We start from the raw sequence: 13,948 nt of genomic DNA on the forward strand, positions 1-13,948 counted from the left end.
GGTTTCGATGACTGCCTTCAGCAGGTTCAGCAGGGCAGGTGCCGGCGCAGCAGACGGCGCCAGGGCACGTCCGGCAGACCCGGGCGCAGAGCGGCGAGCCCGGTGGCGTATTTCGAGATGCTGACCGGCCGGTGCCCGCAAGCCCAGAGCAGCCGGTCGTTGGGTGAGGCGGACGACGCGGTCTTGGTCTCCACGATCGCGACGTCCGGCAGGACGAGCTCCCGACCGTCCACATCGGTCCAGGTCAGGCCGATGTCGACGGTCATCCGGGAGTCGTCGGCCGGCTGGAAGAAGGTGGTACGCCGGTAGTTCGTGACGAGTGTCGGCCGCAGCACGAACCTGTCGTCGCCGAGGATGTCGTCGACGAACCAGCGCCCCGGCTCGACGTCGTCGTGGTGACTCGCGTCGTAGGGCAGACGGTCCTTGACCGTCCCACCGCGGTAGCCCTCGGTCTTCACCTCCAGCCAGCACAGCGCCGAGTCCAGGTAGGTGCGGGTGCGCACCTTGAACCGCCGTCGCCGCCGATATGCGGTGAGCCGGAAACTGACCAGGTCCGGTGTGTCGAAGTAGACCGACCGGTAGCGGAAGGTCCGCTCCCCCTCGATCTCCAGGACCCGGGTGGCCGGGTCGAGGCGGGACATCAGGTCACCGGCCGCGGCCAGCGGCAGGACATATTTGCGGTCGGTCCGGGTCTGCAACTCCGCCCGCTCGGTCAGTTCGGCCAGCGAGACCGGATCGAGGTGGGCGGTGGTCACCGTCATCGGCTCGCTTCCGCGAGCGCGGCGCTCCTGCGACTTCCGGCGGCGTACGAGTACCGCACCTCCACCACGGTGGTCTCATTGACGAGATCCACCCGTTCGACGGTGGCCGCGTGCACCCGGGCGCCGAGGATCCGCTCCAGTTGGGCGACCAGGGCGACGTGGTCGATGACCGCGTTGTCCAGCACCATCACCTGCCGCCGGTAGGACCGGAACAGGCGTGGGTGGTCGCCGAGATACATGACCAGGAGGATCAGCGCCATCAGCGCCGGGCTGAGCCAGATCGGGCCGCCGCTGAGCGGGCCGAGGATGCCGAGGGCGAGCGCCGAGAAGTAGTAGGCGACCTCGTGCTGGTCCAGTTCGGTGGACCGGAGCCGGATGATCGACAGCACGCCGAACAGGCCGAGCCCGAGGCCGGCGCCGACCGAACTGGAGCTGAGTGATCCGGCGACCGCGAGCACTCCGACGTTGACCCCGAGGAACGCCACGACCAGATCCCGGCGCCGATGCCGTGGAAAATACAGTCCGAAGACAAGGACACTCACAGCGGCAAGATCTAGCGCGAAGAGCGCAAGCCGGGGCATAGTGGCACGACCTCTCAGTGCGCCCGGCCTGGGCGCCAGCCCCCTGAACGCTGTCCGGCCGGCAGGTTACGTATCGATGAACTTCGATAGACCCTAACCTGCGAATCGGGCGAACCTCATCGAACACCACCTCGGAATAACCTCAAAGGGTGCTGTGCCTCGCCTGTGCCTCAGCGGCGTCTCATCCGCGTCTCATCCGCGTCGCGGGGCGGGTTTCACCAGGCCGGAGTCGTAGGCGGCGATCACCAGCTGGGCCCGGTCGCGGGCCGGAAGTTTACTGAGCAGGTGGGAGACGTGGGATTTGACGGTCTTCACCGCGATCAGCAGACGGCCGGCGATCTCGTCGTTGGACAGCCCCTGACCGATCAGGGTGAGAACCTCGGCCTCACGGGCGGTCAGCCGGTCGACCCTGGGCGCCTCGGCGGCCGGCTCGCCACCGACGTAGCGCTCGACCAGGCGAGCCAGAATCGACGGCGCGAAGAGTGATTCACCCGCATACGTACGCCGGATCGCATCCAGCAGCTCGTCGGGCCGACTGTCCTTGAGCAGGAATCCGCTGGCCCCCGCCCGCAGGGCATGAAAGATGTACTCGTCGAGGTCGAACATGCTCAGCACCAGCACCCGGGTGTGGGCCAGCTCGGGCAGTCGGCAGATGCCCCGGGTCGCCTCGATGCCGTCGAGCCGCGGCATCCGAACATCCATCAACACGACATCGGGCGCCGTCTCCCGCGCGACGTCGATCGCCTCCACCCCGTCGCAGGCTTCCCCAGCCACCGCAAGCCCAGGCTCAGCACCAATGATCATCGCAAGGCTCTGCCTCAGAAGCGGCTCGTCATCGACGAGAACCACCCGCACATCACTCACAACGAGCCCTCGACACCAACAGCCTCAACGCCCGCCACCCGCCACTCCACCCGAACCGGCCCTCCCGGAGCCCGCCTCAACGCCCGCCACCTCACCCGAGTCGGCCCTCCCGGCGACCGCATCAACGTCCTCCACCCGCGCCACGCCACCACCCTCGGAGGCAACCGCCCCAGCGCCCTTCCTCCAAGCCGCGCTGTCACCCTCAGAACCGATCGACTCATAGCCCCTCGCCCCGGCCGCGCTGGCCCCCTCGTCCCCGAGAGAGCCAGCGAACTTGGCCCGCGCCGTGCCACCCCTCTCGGAGACGACCGCCTCAAGGGCCTTCATCCGTGCCGCGCCAGCGCCCTCGGGGACTACCTCAACGCTCTTCGTCTGTGCCGCGCCGCCGCCCTCCGCGACGCCCTTTGTCTGGCCCGCGCCGCCCTCCGCGACACTTTTCGTCAGGCCCGCGCCACCGCGCTCCGCCACGCCTTTCGTCAGACCCGCGCCGCCAACCTCCGCCACGCCATTCGTCAGACCCGCGCCGCCAACCTCCGCCACGCCATTAGTCAGACCCGCGCCGCCAACCTCCGCCACGCCATTCGTCAGACCCGCGCCGGCGCTTTCGGGGATGATCGCCTCCAGGCAGAAACCTGGGTCGCCGCCTCGTGGGCCGGCCGTCAGCGTTCCGCCGAGGCTGCCGACCCGCTCCCGTAGGCCGAGCAAGCCGTGGCCGGCGCCGGGACGCACCGCCCAGCCCCGGTGCGGGCCGTCGTCCCGGACGGTCACACTGACCGCGGCCGAGGTCCGGGCCAGCCACACGTCCACACTGGTCGACCCGGCATAGCGCGCGCTGTTGGCCAGCCCTTCGCGGACGATGCGGCAGATCGCCAGCTGGGCGCCCGGGGAGACCGCGCCCAACTCCTCCTCGTGCAACGCGACCCGCAAGCCGGCGCGGCGGGCCCCCTCGATGATCTCCGGCAGCGACGCCAGAGTCTCGCTGGGATGGCGGGCCGGCTGGTCACCGGCCTCCCGCAGCGCCTCCAGCATGCGGCGCAACTCGAGGGTCGCCCGGCGGCTGATCGCCTCGACATCCGCGATCGCGGACAGCAGCACCGCCTCGTCCGGCTTGCGGGCGTGCAGATGCGCGGCGGCAGCGGCCCGGACGGTGATCATGCCGAGCCCGTGCGAGACGAGGTCGTGCAGGTCGCGGGCCAGGCGCAGGCGCTCGGCGAGCACCGCCTCCGCAGCATCCCGCCGGGTCATCGCCGCCTCGTGCTCGGCCCGCTCAGCCTGGAGCCGGACGATCGCCCAGACCGACACGACGGCGAAGCCGGCCAGCAGGGCGGAGACGAACGGCCAGGTGAGCCCGAGCCCGAGAACGGCGGCCGCCACGACGAGCAGCGCACCGGCCGGGAGCAGCCACAACCAGGCCCGACGGGAGCCGTGATAGCTCTCAGTCATGGGCTGAAGCCTACCGCTCCAGCGGGTGTCCGCATCGGACCACGGTCTGACGGCCCGAGGTCCTACGGCGCCCACGGATCGCCGCCCACGGCCCGATGCACGGCCCCGCGCCACATGGTTGTTTGGAAGACGCAAAGTGTCGCCGGGAAGAGTCCGGGAGGGGCGTTGTACAGGCGCGTGGTAATGGTGGTCGCTGGTGCGTTGTTCGCCCTGCTGGCCCTGGTGGCGGCGATCGTCACCGATCTGCACGACCGGGATTTCCCACAGGCGCTCGGCGCGCAGACCCGGGTGGGCCTCGACTTCGCCGAGTCCAGGTTCAGCGACCGGGAGGCGTTCGACACGCTGACCCGGTTGGACGCGGCGGACGGGCTCGGCCTCGTCCGGATCGCGCCGGACCTGGCCGGCGGCAGCGACGAGCGGGTGTTCGTCTCCCTCAACGACAGCGACCTGCCAGCTTCGTTCTCCTGGTTCAGCGGCTCCGGCGAGGGCCGGGTCGTCGGCCGGGACCGCCTGGCCAACTCCTCCCCCGACGGCTCTTACCTGGTGACCGGCGACAGCACACGGCTGGGCGCCCTGACGGACGAGCTGGCCGCCGGTGGCGTGCGGGTCACCCGGATCGACGCGTCGGTCGTCGGCAGCCTGAAGTTCACCATGCGCGAGGGCGGTTTCGGCGCGGCGATCCTGGCGGCGTTCGCCCTGATCGCGGCACTGGCGCTGTTCTGGCTGTCGATGAAGGCGCGCAGCCGGGCGCTGCGAGTGCTCGGCGGTTGCCCGACCCCACGGATCCACGCGCAAGACCTGGGTGGTTTCGCCGGGGCGCTGCTGCTTTCGGCAGCCGTCGTCACGGTCGCGGCCACGCTCTGGGTCGGCGCCGCCAACGGCTGGCTCTACGTCGGCGTGTTCGCCCGGGCACTGGCCGGCCTGGAACTCGGGGTCATCTCGGTGTCGCTGCTGGTGGCCCTGATCATGTCGGCGTCGGCCTGGCCGAGCGCCACCATGCTGGCCACCCGGCAGCCCGCGGTGAAGAGCCTGCGCAAGGCGGCCGTGGTCATCCAGGCGGTGACGTTCCTGCTGGTGGTGGGAGCGGCCGCGCCAGCCTGGTCGGCGTACCGGAACTCGGCCGCCACCGCCGCCGAGACGGCACAGTGGAAGAACCTCGCCGATCAGGTCGCCCTCCAGTTCGGGATGAGCGACGACGACATGACCGCGCTGGAGCCCCAGGTCGGCAACCTGATCAAGGATGCCGAGTCGTCGGGCGAGGCGGCGTTCTCCTACGCCTTCTCGAAAGAGACGTGGTCGGGTGACCTCGGCGACTACTCGGCCGTGGCGTTCGTCAACCAGAAGTGGCTCGAGCTGATGGCTGCCACGTCGCTCGACCCGGTGCCGTTCGACCGGGTTCAGGGCATGGTGACCCGCGAGTTCGGGGAGACATTCCAGCTGCTCTCCCGTGATCAGCGGGCGGGCGCCGCGACGCTGGCCGGGTTCTCCTACCGCGAGCCGGCCGACGGCCTCCGGGTCCCGATCGGCGTCGGTGGCGGCGGCGGGAGCCTGGAGTTCCTCGACGACGTCCTGGTGGCGGTGGTCCCCTCGGTGCGGGACACGTTCAACGACCGCAACCTGACCTCGATGGCCTCGACCAGGAACGTCCTGTTCACCGGGGTCGCCGGGACGCAGGCGCTGCTCGACCGCAACGGGCTGTCGGCCGAGGCTCTGGCCGGGCGTGGCATCAAGGGCGACCTGAGTGTCGTCTATGTGGCGGAGGAGGGCATCCTGCGGGCGCAGTTCATGGCGTACCTGGTCTGGCTGATGAACCTGGCGCTTGCCGCGCTGGTCGTCGCCTTCGGGGTCGCGGCCGCGATCAGCGCACTGATCACCGCCCTGCTGCACGCGAAACGTGATTTCCCGCTCCGGCTGGCCGGCCACTCGTGGTCGCGGATCCTGCAGAGCCGGGTGGCCCGGGAGTTGGTGGCCGGCGCGCTGATCGTGGCGCTCGTCGCGGCCTTCCAGCGGCCCGAGGCGTTCGGGGCGCTGCTGACGGCCGCGCTGTTCGGGGTGTTCGTTGTTCCGCTGAGCCACCTGGCCGCAGCGAGATGGTGTTTCGGCGGCGTCAGCAGGCGCCGGATCTGATGGGAGTTCCCATGTTGGTGCAAGCTGAAGGCGTGTCCGTGGCGATCGGCGGGCGGCCGGTGCTCGACGGCGAGTCGGTCCGGTGCGAGCCGGGCACGATGACCGCTCTGGTCGGGCCGAGCGGGTCCGGCAAGACGACCCTGCTGCACTGTCTCGGGCTGCTGCTCCCGGTGGACCGGGGCCGCATCCTGATCGACGGCGCGGACGTCACGAAGTACAACTCGGGAGCCCGGCGCCGGTTCTGGCGTGATCACGCGGCTTTCGTGCTCCAGGACTACGGGATCATGGACGAGGAGTCGGTGGCCTTCAACGTCACGATGCAGTCCAGCGTCCTGGGCAACCGGGTCAACGGCGACCGGGACCGGCTGACCGAGGTGCTCGAGCGCACCGGGCTGGCCGGCCGGCAGGACGAGGCGGCCAGTCACCTCAGCGGCGGTGAGAAGCAGCGGCTCGCCCTGGCCCGGGCCATCTACAAGCGGGCCGCGGTCGTCTTCGTGGACGAGCCCACCGCGTCACTCGACGCCGCCAACCGCCGCAAGGTCATCGACCTGTTCACCGGTTTCGCCGCGAGCGGCTGCACGGTCGTCATCTCCACACACGACGCCGAGATGATCGAAGCATGCGGGTCACGGCACGAGATCGGCAGTTCACAGTCCGTCCGCCAGCAGACCCGCTAGGAGAATCCATGTCATCGATCACCAAGATCGCGGTCGGCGTCGCGGCAGTGGCAGTCCTCGGCGCCGGCGCGGCCGCCGTCTTCGGGGGCGTGTTCCCAACCTCGTCGGACACCCACCCGCCCTGCGAGGAACTGCCGACCCGAGCCGAGGCGGCCACGGCACTCGACCGCAACCAGGCCCTGGCCACCGAGATCACCGGCCTGGGTAAGGGCATCTCGGTGACAGTCGGCACACCCTGCCCCGAGGGCCAGGACCGGGCGCTGATCCAGGTGACCTACCGGACAGACGCCGAACACGAGGCCGTCGGCGACTTGCTCGGCCGCCGCGACGGCTTCGGCGTCCCGGTCTACCTGGTCGAGGATTAGCCCACCGACGCCGCCCGGGCCCGGCAGCAGAGGAAACACCCGAGGACATACCGAGCCCACAGCTGACGCCGCCTGGGCCCGACAGCCGGCGAAGCACCCGAAGACACGACCCAACCCACAACTGACGCCGCCCCGGCCCAACAGCCGGCGAAGCACTCGAGGACACGTCCCGGCCTACAACTGACGGCGCCCCGGCCCGACAGCCGACGAAGCACCCGAGGACACGTCCCGGCCCACAGCCGAGGAATCACCCCTGCGGGCACCTCCCGGCCCGGCAGCCGGCGAAGCAGCCCACGGGCACCTCACTGCCCAGCAGCCAAGAAGGCAGCCCGCGGACACCACCCGGTCCAACGACCGAAAAAGGAGCCCCGCGGGCACCACTCGGTCCAGCAGCCCCGCGGACACCACCCTGTCCAACAGCCCCGCGGACACCTCCCGGTTTGGGGGCTTCGCAGTCAAGGTCTGTGGGCGCGGTCGGGGCCCGTCGAGATCACCGTCCGGTGGATGGCCTGCTCTGGCCGGATCGACGCCATGCCAAGGTCGTGGCGTCGATCCGGCGGTGCGGGTCGGAGGTCTGCGCCGGCCGTAAGAACGTGACATTCCGCATGCCTGTATCGTGATGAAAGAGACAAAGCGCATCCGATTTCGCGATCTTGTGGACTTCCGGCACGCCAGGAAGCCTCTTCAAGACTTTCGCCATGTCCGCGGTCAGCCCCTCTGCCGTGCGATGATTTCGCGCCTGACCTTCGGACTGTCGCACCAGTCACGTAGGCGACCGGGACACCGGGCCGAGACGGGAATGCCGTGCTCACAGAGGATCCGACCCCGGCCAGCCTCGTAGATCTTGCACGGTTCTCCACCTTCGCAGCAATCTTGCACGGTTCTTCACCTCTGGGCATGGTTTGTCATGCAAGGTCCACTAAGCCGGGGAGACCTTGCAGCTTTCTTCCCGTCGGGACATGGAAAGGGCTGCAAGATCGGCGCGAGGGTGAAGATTCGTGCAAGATCCGCGAGCGGCAAGCCACGGACAACGAGCCGGGGCGGGAAGCCAGGGCCGGGAGCCGGGGCCGGAGCCAGAGCCGGGCCGGAGCCGGGCCGGAGCCGGAGCCGGGGCCGACGCCGGGCCGGAGCCGGGCCGGAGCCAGAGCCGGGGCCGAAGCCGGGCCGGAGCCGGGCCGGAGCCAGAGCCGGGGCCGAAGCCGGAGCCGGGCCGGAGCCGGAGCGGGAAGCCGGAGCCGGGAGCCGGGGCGGGAACCCGGAGCCGGGAAGCCGGGGCCGGGGCGGGAAGCCGGGGGCGGGGCGGGAAGCCGGGGGCGGGGCGGGAAGCCGGGGCGGGGCGGGAAGCCGGGGCCGGGAGCCTGAGTTGTAGGCGCACCTGGCGCTGTGGGGGCACCTGGCCGGGATCGGCTCTGAGGGATCTCCAACAGTTTAAGGAGTGGGCGCGGGCCGTCCCGGTTCGTCTGCTGGGGAAGCGGGCCTCAAGGGCACTTCGGCCCGGCGACTTTGTGGTCGCCGGGCCGAAGTTGGTTCAGAACGTTGTTCAGCAGGTGCGGTAGTAGTAGCTGGCCTCGAGACCGGACGAGTTGATGGTCGTGATCTCAGCGGTCGACCGGGCGCCCGAGGCGGTGTCGATGCTGCGCGAGCGGCTGGTCTCCCGGCCGTCGATGTAGCGGATCACGGTCGAGCCGTGGCACTTGTTGACGGTGTAGTACGAGCGGATCTTGACGTCCCAGAAGCCGTAGTTCCAGGTGCCGCCGGACGACGGGTACTGCGTCTTCTGGCCGACGCTCACCCACGCCTGGGCGGGGCCCGCGACAGCGCCGAGCACGGAGGCGGAAAGCGCCGCACCAGCGAACGCGACCTTGATCGAAGTCCTCACCGAATCCCCCATTCGCGAAACAGCCCGGAGACGATCTCCAGTGGCTGCACCAAGTGGCAGCAGTCAGAGAACCGCATTGACGCTGATCTGTCCCGAGCCATTCAGACCGTTACCCGACTGGCCATTCCGTCAACCGACCGAAAGCTCACCTGCCCGAATGGCCAGGTACACCAGATGGGCACGATTGCTCGCCTGATATCGCGCACTCATGTTGGACAGGTGGTATTTCACGGCACTCTCGCTCCGGTGCAGCCGCCGGGCGATCTGACTGACCGTCAGACCGTCGGCGACCAGCGCCAGGACGTGGCGCTCGCGCTGGGTCAGGCCGGTCTCGGCGCCCCCAGGTTCGGGAGTGGCGAACCCTGCGCCGGGCCGGGCGAGAGCCTCCAGGAGATGGCCGCCGATCGCCGGGCTGAGCCAGCGGCGCCCACGGCACACCGAATGCATCGCGCCGCTCAGCTGGTTGGCCTGATCGTTTGCGGTCACGATGCCGTCGATGCCACGCCGCACGAGTCCGCGGAGCACCTCCATGTCCGGCGGATCGTCGGTGACCAGGGCGACGATGGCGGTCTCGGCGACCGCGCCGCGTTCCCGGGCCTCCAGGACGTCCCGCAGGTCGGTCACCATCCCGACGTCCACCAGGAGGACGTCGGGCCGCCGGGAACGAGCTTCGTCGACCAGGGTGGCCGGCCCCAGCGGAACCTCGACGACCGCGAACCCGGGACGCAGCCTGATCAGTGTGGCGACACCGGCACGCAGGACCTCACTGCCGGCCGCGATGAGGACACTGGTGGGCATCGCGTCAGCAGTGATCACCACGGGCGCCCCCGTCCCCCGGCGCACATTGACGGCGGCCGGAACCCGGCGCCCCTAGGCAACTGCCGGAACCCGGCGCCCCTAGGCAACTGCCGGAACCCGGCGCCCCTAGGCAACTGCCGGAACCCGGCGCCCCTAGGCAACTGCCGGAATCTGGCACCTCCTGGCGGTTGCGGGGATCTGGCGCCTCCTGGCGGTTGCGGGGATCTGGCGCCTCCTGGCGGTTGCGGGAATCCAGCGCCCCTCAGGAGCCGGAATCCGGTGCCTATCAGCGGCGACCGGAGTCCTGCACCCCCTAGCGGCAGCCGGCATACGGCACCTCTTGGCGGCCGCCGGAATCTGGCACCCCTTGGCGGCCGGAATCCGGCGACACCCAGCGGCAGCCGGAAACAAGCACTCCCTGGCAGCCGGAATCCGGCGACACCCAGCGGCAGCCGGAAACCAGTGCTCCATGGAAGCCGGAATCTGGCACCCCTTGGCGGCTGGAATCCGGTGACGCCTGGCGGCAGCCGGAAACCAGCGCTCCCTGGCGGCCGGAATCTGGTGACTCCTGGCGGCTGCCGGAATCCGGTGTCAGGGTGGGCCTCCGCTCCCACCCTGCCGACCGGCAACTCCGGCTTCCCAGGATCTCGGGACATGCGTGGGACCCTGGACAAGGGGTCCCACCATGATCTTTCTTTGCTCATTGACGCCCCCCAATGCGCTATCAACACCAGGAAACTACAGAAAACGACGCCCAACCCCCGGCCTGATCGCACAGCAACAAAAATCGACACGGGCGATTGCGATGCTACCGCAGGACTGCTAGGCCGATATATCAGCAGTTCACCGGCGTCAGTGGCCTCGCACCCGTGGAAATACCGCTGGGTGGGCACCTGTCAGAAGATTGATTCGTTGTTAATCAGTAAAGAATACAAAGAACAGGAAAAGATCAAGGGCCGATGTCCGTGGACATCGGCCCTTGCTGTCTGGTGGGCGATACTGGGATCGAACCAGTGACCTCTTCCGTGTCAAGGAAGCGCGCTCCCGCTGCGCCAATCGCCCGCATCACCGCGAGGTGGAGACGGGATTTGAACCCGTGTACACGGCTTTGCAGGCCGTTGCCTCGCCTCTCGGCCACTCCACCGAGCTGGCCTCGTGGAGGCCTCTCCGAGCGGAAGACGGGATTCGAACCCGCGACCCTCACCTTGGCAAGGTGATGCGCTACCACTGCGCCACTTCCGCTTGTCTCCTCCGGGTTTCCCCGGCGACGACAGAACTTTATCTGGTCCCCCGACCAGACTCCAAACCGGGGTACCCCGCGTGTCGCGTCGTCAACGCTCAAACCACCGTCGCAGCAGCGGCGAGACGGCCGCGGTGAGGGTGTCGGCGGGGACCACGCAACAGCCCGGCGGGCGCGCTGGCCGGCGGGAGCGGGCAGCCACCTCGCGGGGTAGGCCCGGAACCGCGGCTGTTGCGGTTGTGGGAGGTGTGGCCGTACCGCTGAAGGGTTATGCGACCGGAAGGCCGGACGAGGTGAAAGCCCGGCCGTCATCGGTGACGGCGGCCGATTCGTAGCCTTTGTCGGTGAGTTTCGCGAGCCAGGCCAGGCCCGCCTCGCCCATCGCGAGGGCGGCGGTGGCCCAGGCGTCAGCGACCGCGAGGTCGGGGCCGACGACGGTGACGGATCGCAGACCCGTCGCGGGGACGCCGGAGACCGGGTTCCAGACGTGGGCGCCGCGCTCATACGTCCCGGAGGTCGCCACCGCGCCGTCGGTGACGTTGAGCACCCAGGCCAGTTTGTCGGCCTCCCAGGGGTGGCGCACGCCGACCCGCCAGGGCCGGCCGCCGGGGCCGCTGCCGCGCATCCGGATGTCGCCGCCGGCGCCGATGTAGTGCCGCACCGAACCGGCTGCGGCGAGGCGTTCCGAGGCGACCTCGACGGACCAGCCCTTGACGTATCCGGACGGGTCGAGCTCGCCGCCCGCGTAGGCGTCGAAGTAGCCGCCGGTGTCTCGCCACAGGTCGGCGCAGCGGTCCAGGACCAGGCGCAGGTCGTCGGAGCAGTCCGCCAGCGGCAGCTCGCCGCGGCGGAAGCGGCACACCTCGCTGTCCGCCTTGTAGGTGCTGAACCGGGCGTCGACCTCGTGCAGCCAGGCGCACGTCTCGCCGACCAGCTCCCGCAGACGGGAGTCGGGCAGGTCGTCCGCCAACTCGATGCTGACGACCGTACCCATGACCTCTTCGACGTGCCGCACGAACAGGGACCCTACGCGCCGGCCTTGTCCAGCGCCGCCTGGAGGGAGGCCTTGTAGGCGCCGGTGGTGAGCGTGGCGCCGGAGACCGCGTCGACGTCGGCGCTCTGCGCCTTGAGGGCGGAGGCGTTGAGGCTCTTCACGGCGTTCGGGTTGATCGTGCCGCTGAAGCCCTCGGTCGGGTAGGTCGCGTTCGCGCTGGTGATCTTGCCGCCGGCGACCTTGATGGTGACCTGGACCGTGCCGTACGCGTGCTGCGCGGCCTTGCCCTTGTAGGTGCCCGCCTTCAGACCGGTCTCCTCGGTCTCTTCCTCGGTCTTCTTGTCGCCGGACGGCTTCTTGGACGTCTCCGGGGCGGCGGTCGATTCCGCGCCGGCCGCGTCGATCTCCGGCTCCTCGTTGACGGCCCCGTCCTGGGAGGCGGCCACCGGTACGGCCGGGGGCTGCACGCTCAGGCGGACCCCGAGGATCAGGGCCGCGCCGGTGAGGGTGCCTACGGCTGCTGCGGTACTGCGTCGCATCGCGGGAACTCCTGGTGGGGTAGGGGTCAGAACTCGAAGGGGTCGAGGTGGAGCTGGCTGTCCGGCACGTCGAGCATCTTGAGCGTGTCGACGGCGGCGTTAACCAGTCCGGGCGGGCCGCACAGGTAGACGTCGCGGCGGTTCACGTCGGGGACGAGGCCGCGCAGCCCGTCCGGGGTGAACAGCCGGCGCGGGCCGGGGTCGTTGCGGCCGCCGACGATGTAGCGCACCCAGGCGTCCCGTTCCTCGGCCAGCTCCTCCAGCTCGGCCCGGAACACGAGCTCGTCGGGGCGGCTGGCCCGGTAGATCACGATGGTGTCCGGCGGCATGTCCTCGAGCAGGGCCCGGATCGGCGCGATGCCGCTGCCGCCGGCGATCAGAAGAGCACGGCGGCGGGTACGGCGTTCCGCGGTGAACGTGCCGAACGGGCCCTCCGCCCAGATCGGCGTGCCGGGACGCATCGTGGCCAGCTTGCGGGTGTGGCCGCCGGCGATGGTGACGGTGAGCCGCAGCCACTTCGGGTTCGGGGCCGCCGACAGCGAGAACGGGTGCGACTGCCACCAGCCGTTCGCGGTCAGGAACCGCCACCGCATGAACTGGCCGGCCTGCACCGGGAGCTTCTCGAGCCGCTTGCCCTCGATGTAGATCGAGAACGTGTTGGCGCCCTCGCCGACCACCTCGGCCACATTGAACCGGTGCCGGGCGTTGAGCCACAGGGGTTCGACGATCCGGCCCCAGAAGAGCGCGGCGATGGTGATGCAGCCGAGCGCCGGCCAGAACACCGAGGCGAACTTGCCGCTCATGTCGGCGCCGGCGGCGATCTGGTGGCCGTAGCCGAGCAGCAGCACGCCGTAGCTGGTCAGGTGGATCAGGTGCCAGAGTTCGTAGTTGAGCACGTTGCGGACGGCCCGGATCGAGATCAGGGCGATGAACGCCAGCAGGCCGGTGGCGATGGTCGCGCTGATCATCTCCGGGAACGTGGTGATCACGGTCCAGCCCTGGTCGACCACGCCGGTGCCGGCGGTGAGGGCGTAGCCGTACACGATGAAGACGATGTGCGCGACCACGAAGGTCAGCAGCGAGGCGCCCAGTCCGCGGTGCCAGCGCAGCAGGTCGCGGGAGCCGACCCACTCCTCCAGCCAGGAGACCCGGCTCATCATCAGCAGCTGGATGAAGAGCAGGTAGCCACCGATCAGGCCGGTCACGCGCCCGGCGGCGATCATCAGGGTGGCGTCGTTGCTGATCGCGCCGGCCTGGGTGTTGAACAGCCACAGCGCGACGCTGGTGGCCAGGCCGGAGAAGAACAGCAGGACGGTCAGGAGCCGGTTGCCGCTGGTCGACTCGCCGGGCGGGCGCTCGTCGACGACCGGGACGCCGGTGCCGGCCTTCCAGCCGGTCGGGTCGGTGAGCGACGGCTCGGTGATGTCACCACGACGGAAGTTGTCCGGCTGGGCGTAGGGCTGGCCGTACTGGGGCTGGGGCTGTGCGTACTGGCCCTGCTGTTCCGGCCAGGGCGGCATGGACGGGTTGTCCCAGCTCGGTCGGTTATCGGTCCGGAGGCTGGAGAAGTACCCATCGTCGTCTGGAAGCTCGCGTTGATCCCGGAACGCCGGAATTGTCAACGTCCTCACCTGCTCAGCAGTCGTCTCACGGCGCCTGCCACCCCATGCGGCCGACGTG

The 13,948-nt window shown here is 69.8% G+C and carries 12 protein-coding genes and 3 tRNA genes; 3 read left to right on the forward strand and 12 right to left on the reverse strand.

The window, feature by feature from the left end; translation table 11 throughout:
* Window positions 1–26: 26 nt before the first annotated feature.
* From AB0E94_RS25540 to AB0E94_RS25555, 4 genes are all read right to left on the reverse strand, one after another.
* On the reverse strand, window positions 27–761 hold the full coding sequence (locus tag AB0E94_RS25540; protein ID WP_360330352.1) for a polyphosphate polymerase domain-containing protein: 735 nt from the start codon (window positions 759–761) through the stop codon (window positions 27–29).
* On the reverse strand, window positions 758–1,303 hold the full coding sequence (locus AB0E94_RS25545; RefSeq protein ID WP_360330355.1) for a DUF4956 domain-containing protein: 546 nt from the start codon (window positions 1,301–1,303) through the stop codon (window positions 758–760). Before AB0E94_RS25545 ends, AB0E94_RS25540 begins: the two co-directional genes overlap by 4 nt.
* Before the next feature lie 231 nt (window positions 1,304–1,534).
* Complete coding sequence (locus tag AB0E94_RS25550) at window positions 1,535–2,206, reverse strand: response regulator transcription factor (protein WP_360330358.1); 672 nt, start codon at window positions 2,204–2,206, stop codon at window positions 1,535–1,537.
* Window positions 2,207–2,230: 24 nt separating this feature from the next.
* Complete coding sequence (locus AB0E94_RS25555; RefSeq protein WP_360330361.1) at window positions 2,231–3,649, reverse strand: histidine kinase; 1,419 nt, start codon at window positions 3,647–3,649, stop codon at window positions 2,231–2,233.
* Between the two features lie 183 nt (window positions 3,650–3,832).
* Between AB0E94_RS25555 and AB0E94_RS25560 the strand changes: the two genes are divergently transcribed.
* Genes AB0E94_RS25560 through AB0E94_RS25570 form a run of 3 tightly spaced genes read left to right on the forward strand, consistent with a single transcriptional unit; the run spans window position 3,833 to window position 6,818 of the window.
* Window positions 3,833–5,776, forward strand: a complete 1,944-nt coding sequence (locus tag AB0E94_RS25560) for a hypothetical protein (RefSeq protein ID WP_360330364.1) — start codon at window positions 3,833–3,835, stop codon at window positions 5,774–5,776.
* A 32-nt stretch (window positions 5,777–5,808) separates the two neighbouring features.
* Window positions 5,809–6,453: an ATP-binding cassette domain-containing protein gene (locus tag AB0E94_RS25565; protein ID WP_360330367.1), complete on the forward strand. Its 645-nt coding sequence runs from the start codon at window positions 5,809–5,811 to the stop codon at window positions 6,451–6,453.
* Between the two features lie 8 nt (window positions 6,454–6,461).
* Window positions 6,462–6,818: a hypothetical protein gene (locus AB0E94_RS25570; RefSeq protein ID WP_360330370.1), complete on the forward strand. Its 357-nt coding sequence runs from the start codon at window positions 6,462–6,464 to the stop codon at window positions 6,816–6,818.
* A 1,540-nt stretch (window positions 6,819–8,358) separates the two neighbouring features.
* On the opposite strand, the gene AB0E94_RS25575 is transcribed toward AB0E94_RS25570, so the two are convergent.
* From AB0E94_RS25575 to AB0E94_RS25610, 8 genes are all read right to left on the reverse strand, one after another.
* Window positions 8,359–8,697 (reverse strand): lactococcin 972 family bacteriocin, encoded by a 339-nt coding sequence (locus AB0E94_RS25575; protein ID WP_360330373.1) that lies wholly within the window; start codon window positions 8,695–8,697, stop codon window positions 8,359–8,361.
* A 129-nt stretch (window positions 8,698–8,826) separates the two neighbouring features.
* Entirely contained in the window at window positions 8,827–9,516 is a 690-nt protein-coding gene (locus AB0E94_RS25580; RefSeq protein WP_360330376.1) for a response regulator transcription factor, read from the reverse strand.
* A 966-nt stretch (window positions 9,517–10,482) separates the two neighbouring features.
* Window positions 10,483–10,557 (reverse strand) — tRNA-Val (locus AB0E94_RS25585).
* Between the two features lie 11 nt (window positions 10,558–10,568).
* Window positions 10,569–10,639 (reverse strand) — tRNA-Cys (locus tag AB0E94_RS25590).
* Window positions 10,640–10,665: 26 nt separating this feature from the next.
* A tRNA-Gly gene (locus AB0E94_RS25595) sits at window positions 10,666–10,737 on the reverse strand.
* Between the two features lie 266 nt (window positions 10,738–11,003).
* Entirely contained in the window at window positions 11,004–11,729 is a 726-nt protein-coding gene (locus AB0E94_RS25600) for an FAD:protein FMN transferase (RefSeq protein WP_360330641.1), read from the reverse strand.
* Between the two features lie 32 nt (window positions 11,730–11,761).
* A complete protein-coding gene (locus AB0E94_RS25605) occupies window positions 11,762–12,268 on the reverse strand; it encodes an FMN-binding protein (RefSeq protein WP_360330379.1) in 507 nt (168 codons plus the stop codon).
* Window positions 12,269–12,294: 26 nt separating this feature from the next.
* On the reverse strand, window positions 12,295–13,788 hold the full coding sequence (locus tag AB0E94_RS25610; protein WP_360330382.1) for a ferric reductase-like transmembrane domain-containing protein: 1,494 nt from the start codon (window positions 13,786–13,788) through the stop codon (window positions 12,295–12,297).
* Window positions 13,789–13,948: the final 160 nt, after the last annotated feature.

The sequence above is a fragment of the Actinoplanes sp. NPDC026670 genome, from assembly GCF_040638175.1.
Taxonomy (GTDB): Bacteria; Actinomycetota; Actinomycetes; order Mycobacteriales; family Micromonosporaceae; genus Actinoplanes.

Coding starts and splice junctions, on each gene's coding strand:
- AB0E94_RS25540 (WP_360330352.1), bottom strand. CDS start 761: ATGACGGTGACCACCGCCCACCTCGATCCGGTCTCGCTGGCCGAACTG.
- AB0E94_RS25555 (WP_360330361.1), bottom strand. CDS start 3,649: ATGACTGAGAGCTATCACGGCTCCCGTCGGGCCTGGTTGTGGCTGCTC.
- AB0E94_RS25560 (WP_360330364.1), top strand. CDS start 3,833: ATGGTGGTCGCTGGTGCGTTGTTCGCCCTGCTGGCCCTGGTGGCGGCG.
- AB0E94_RS25570 (WP_360330370.1), top strand. CDS start 6,462: ATGTCATCGATCACCAAGATCGCGGTCGGCGTCGCGGCAGTGGCAGTC.
- AB0E94_RS25600 (WP_360330641.1), bottom strand. CDS start 11,729: ATGGGTACGGTCGTCAGCATCGAGTTGGCGGACGACCTGCCCGACTCC.
- AB0E94_RS25605 (WP_360330379.1), bottom strand. CDS start 12,268: ATGCGACGCAGTACCGCAGCAGCCGTAGGCACCCTCACCGGCGCGGCC.
- AB0E94_RS25610 (WP_360330382.1), bottom strand. CDS start 13,788: ATGCCGCCCTGGCCGGAACAGCAGGGCCAGTACGCACAGCCCCAGCCC.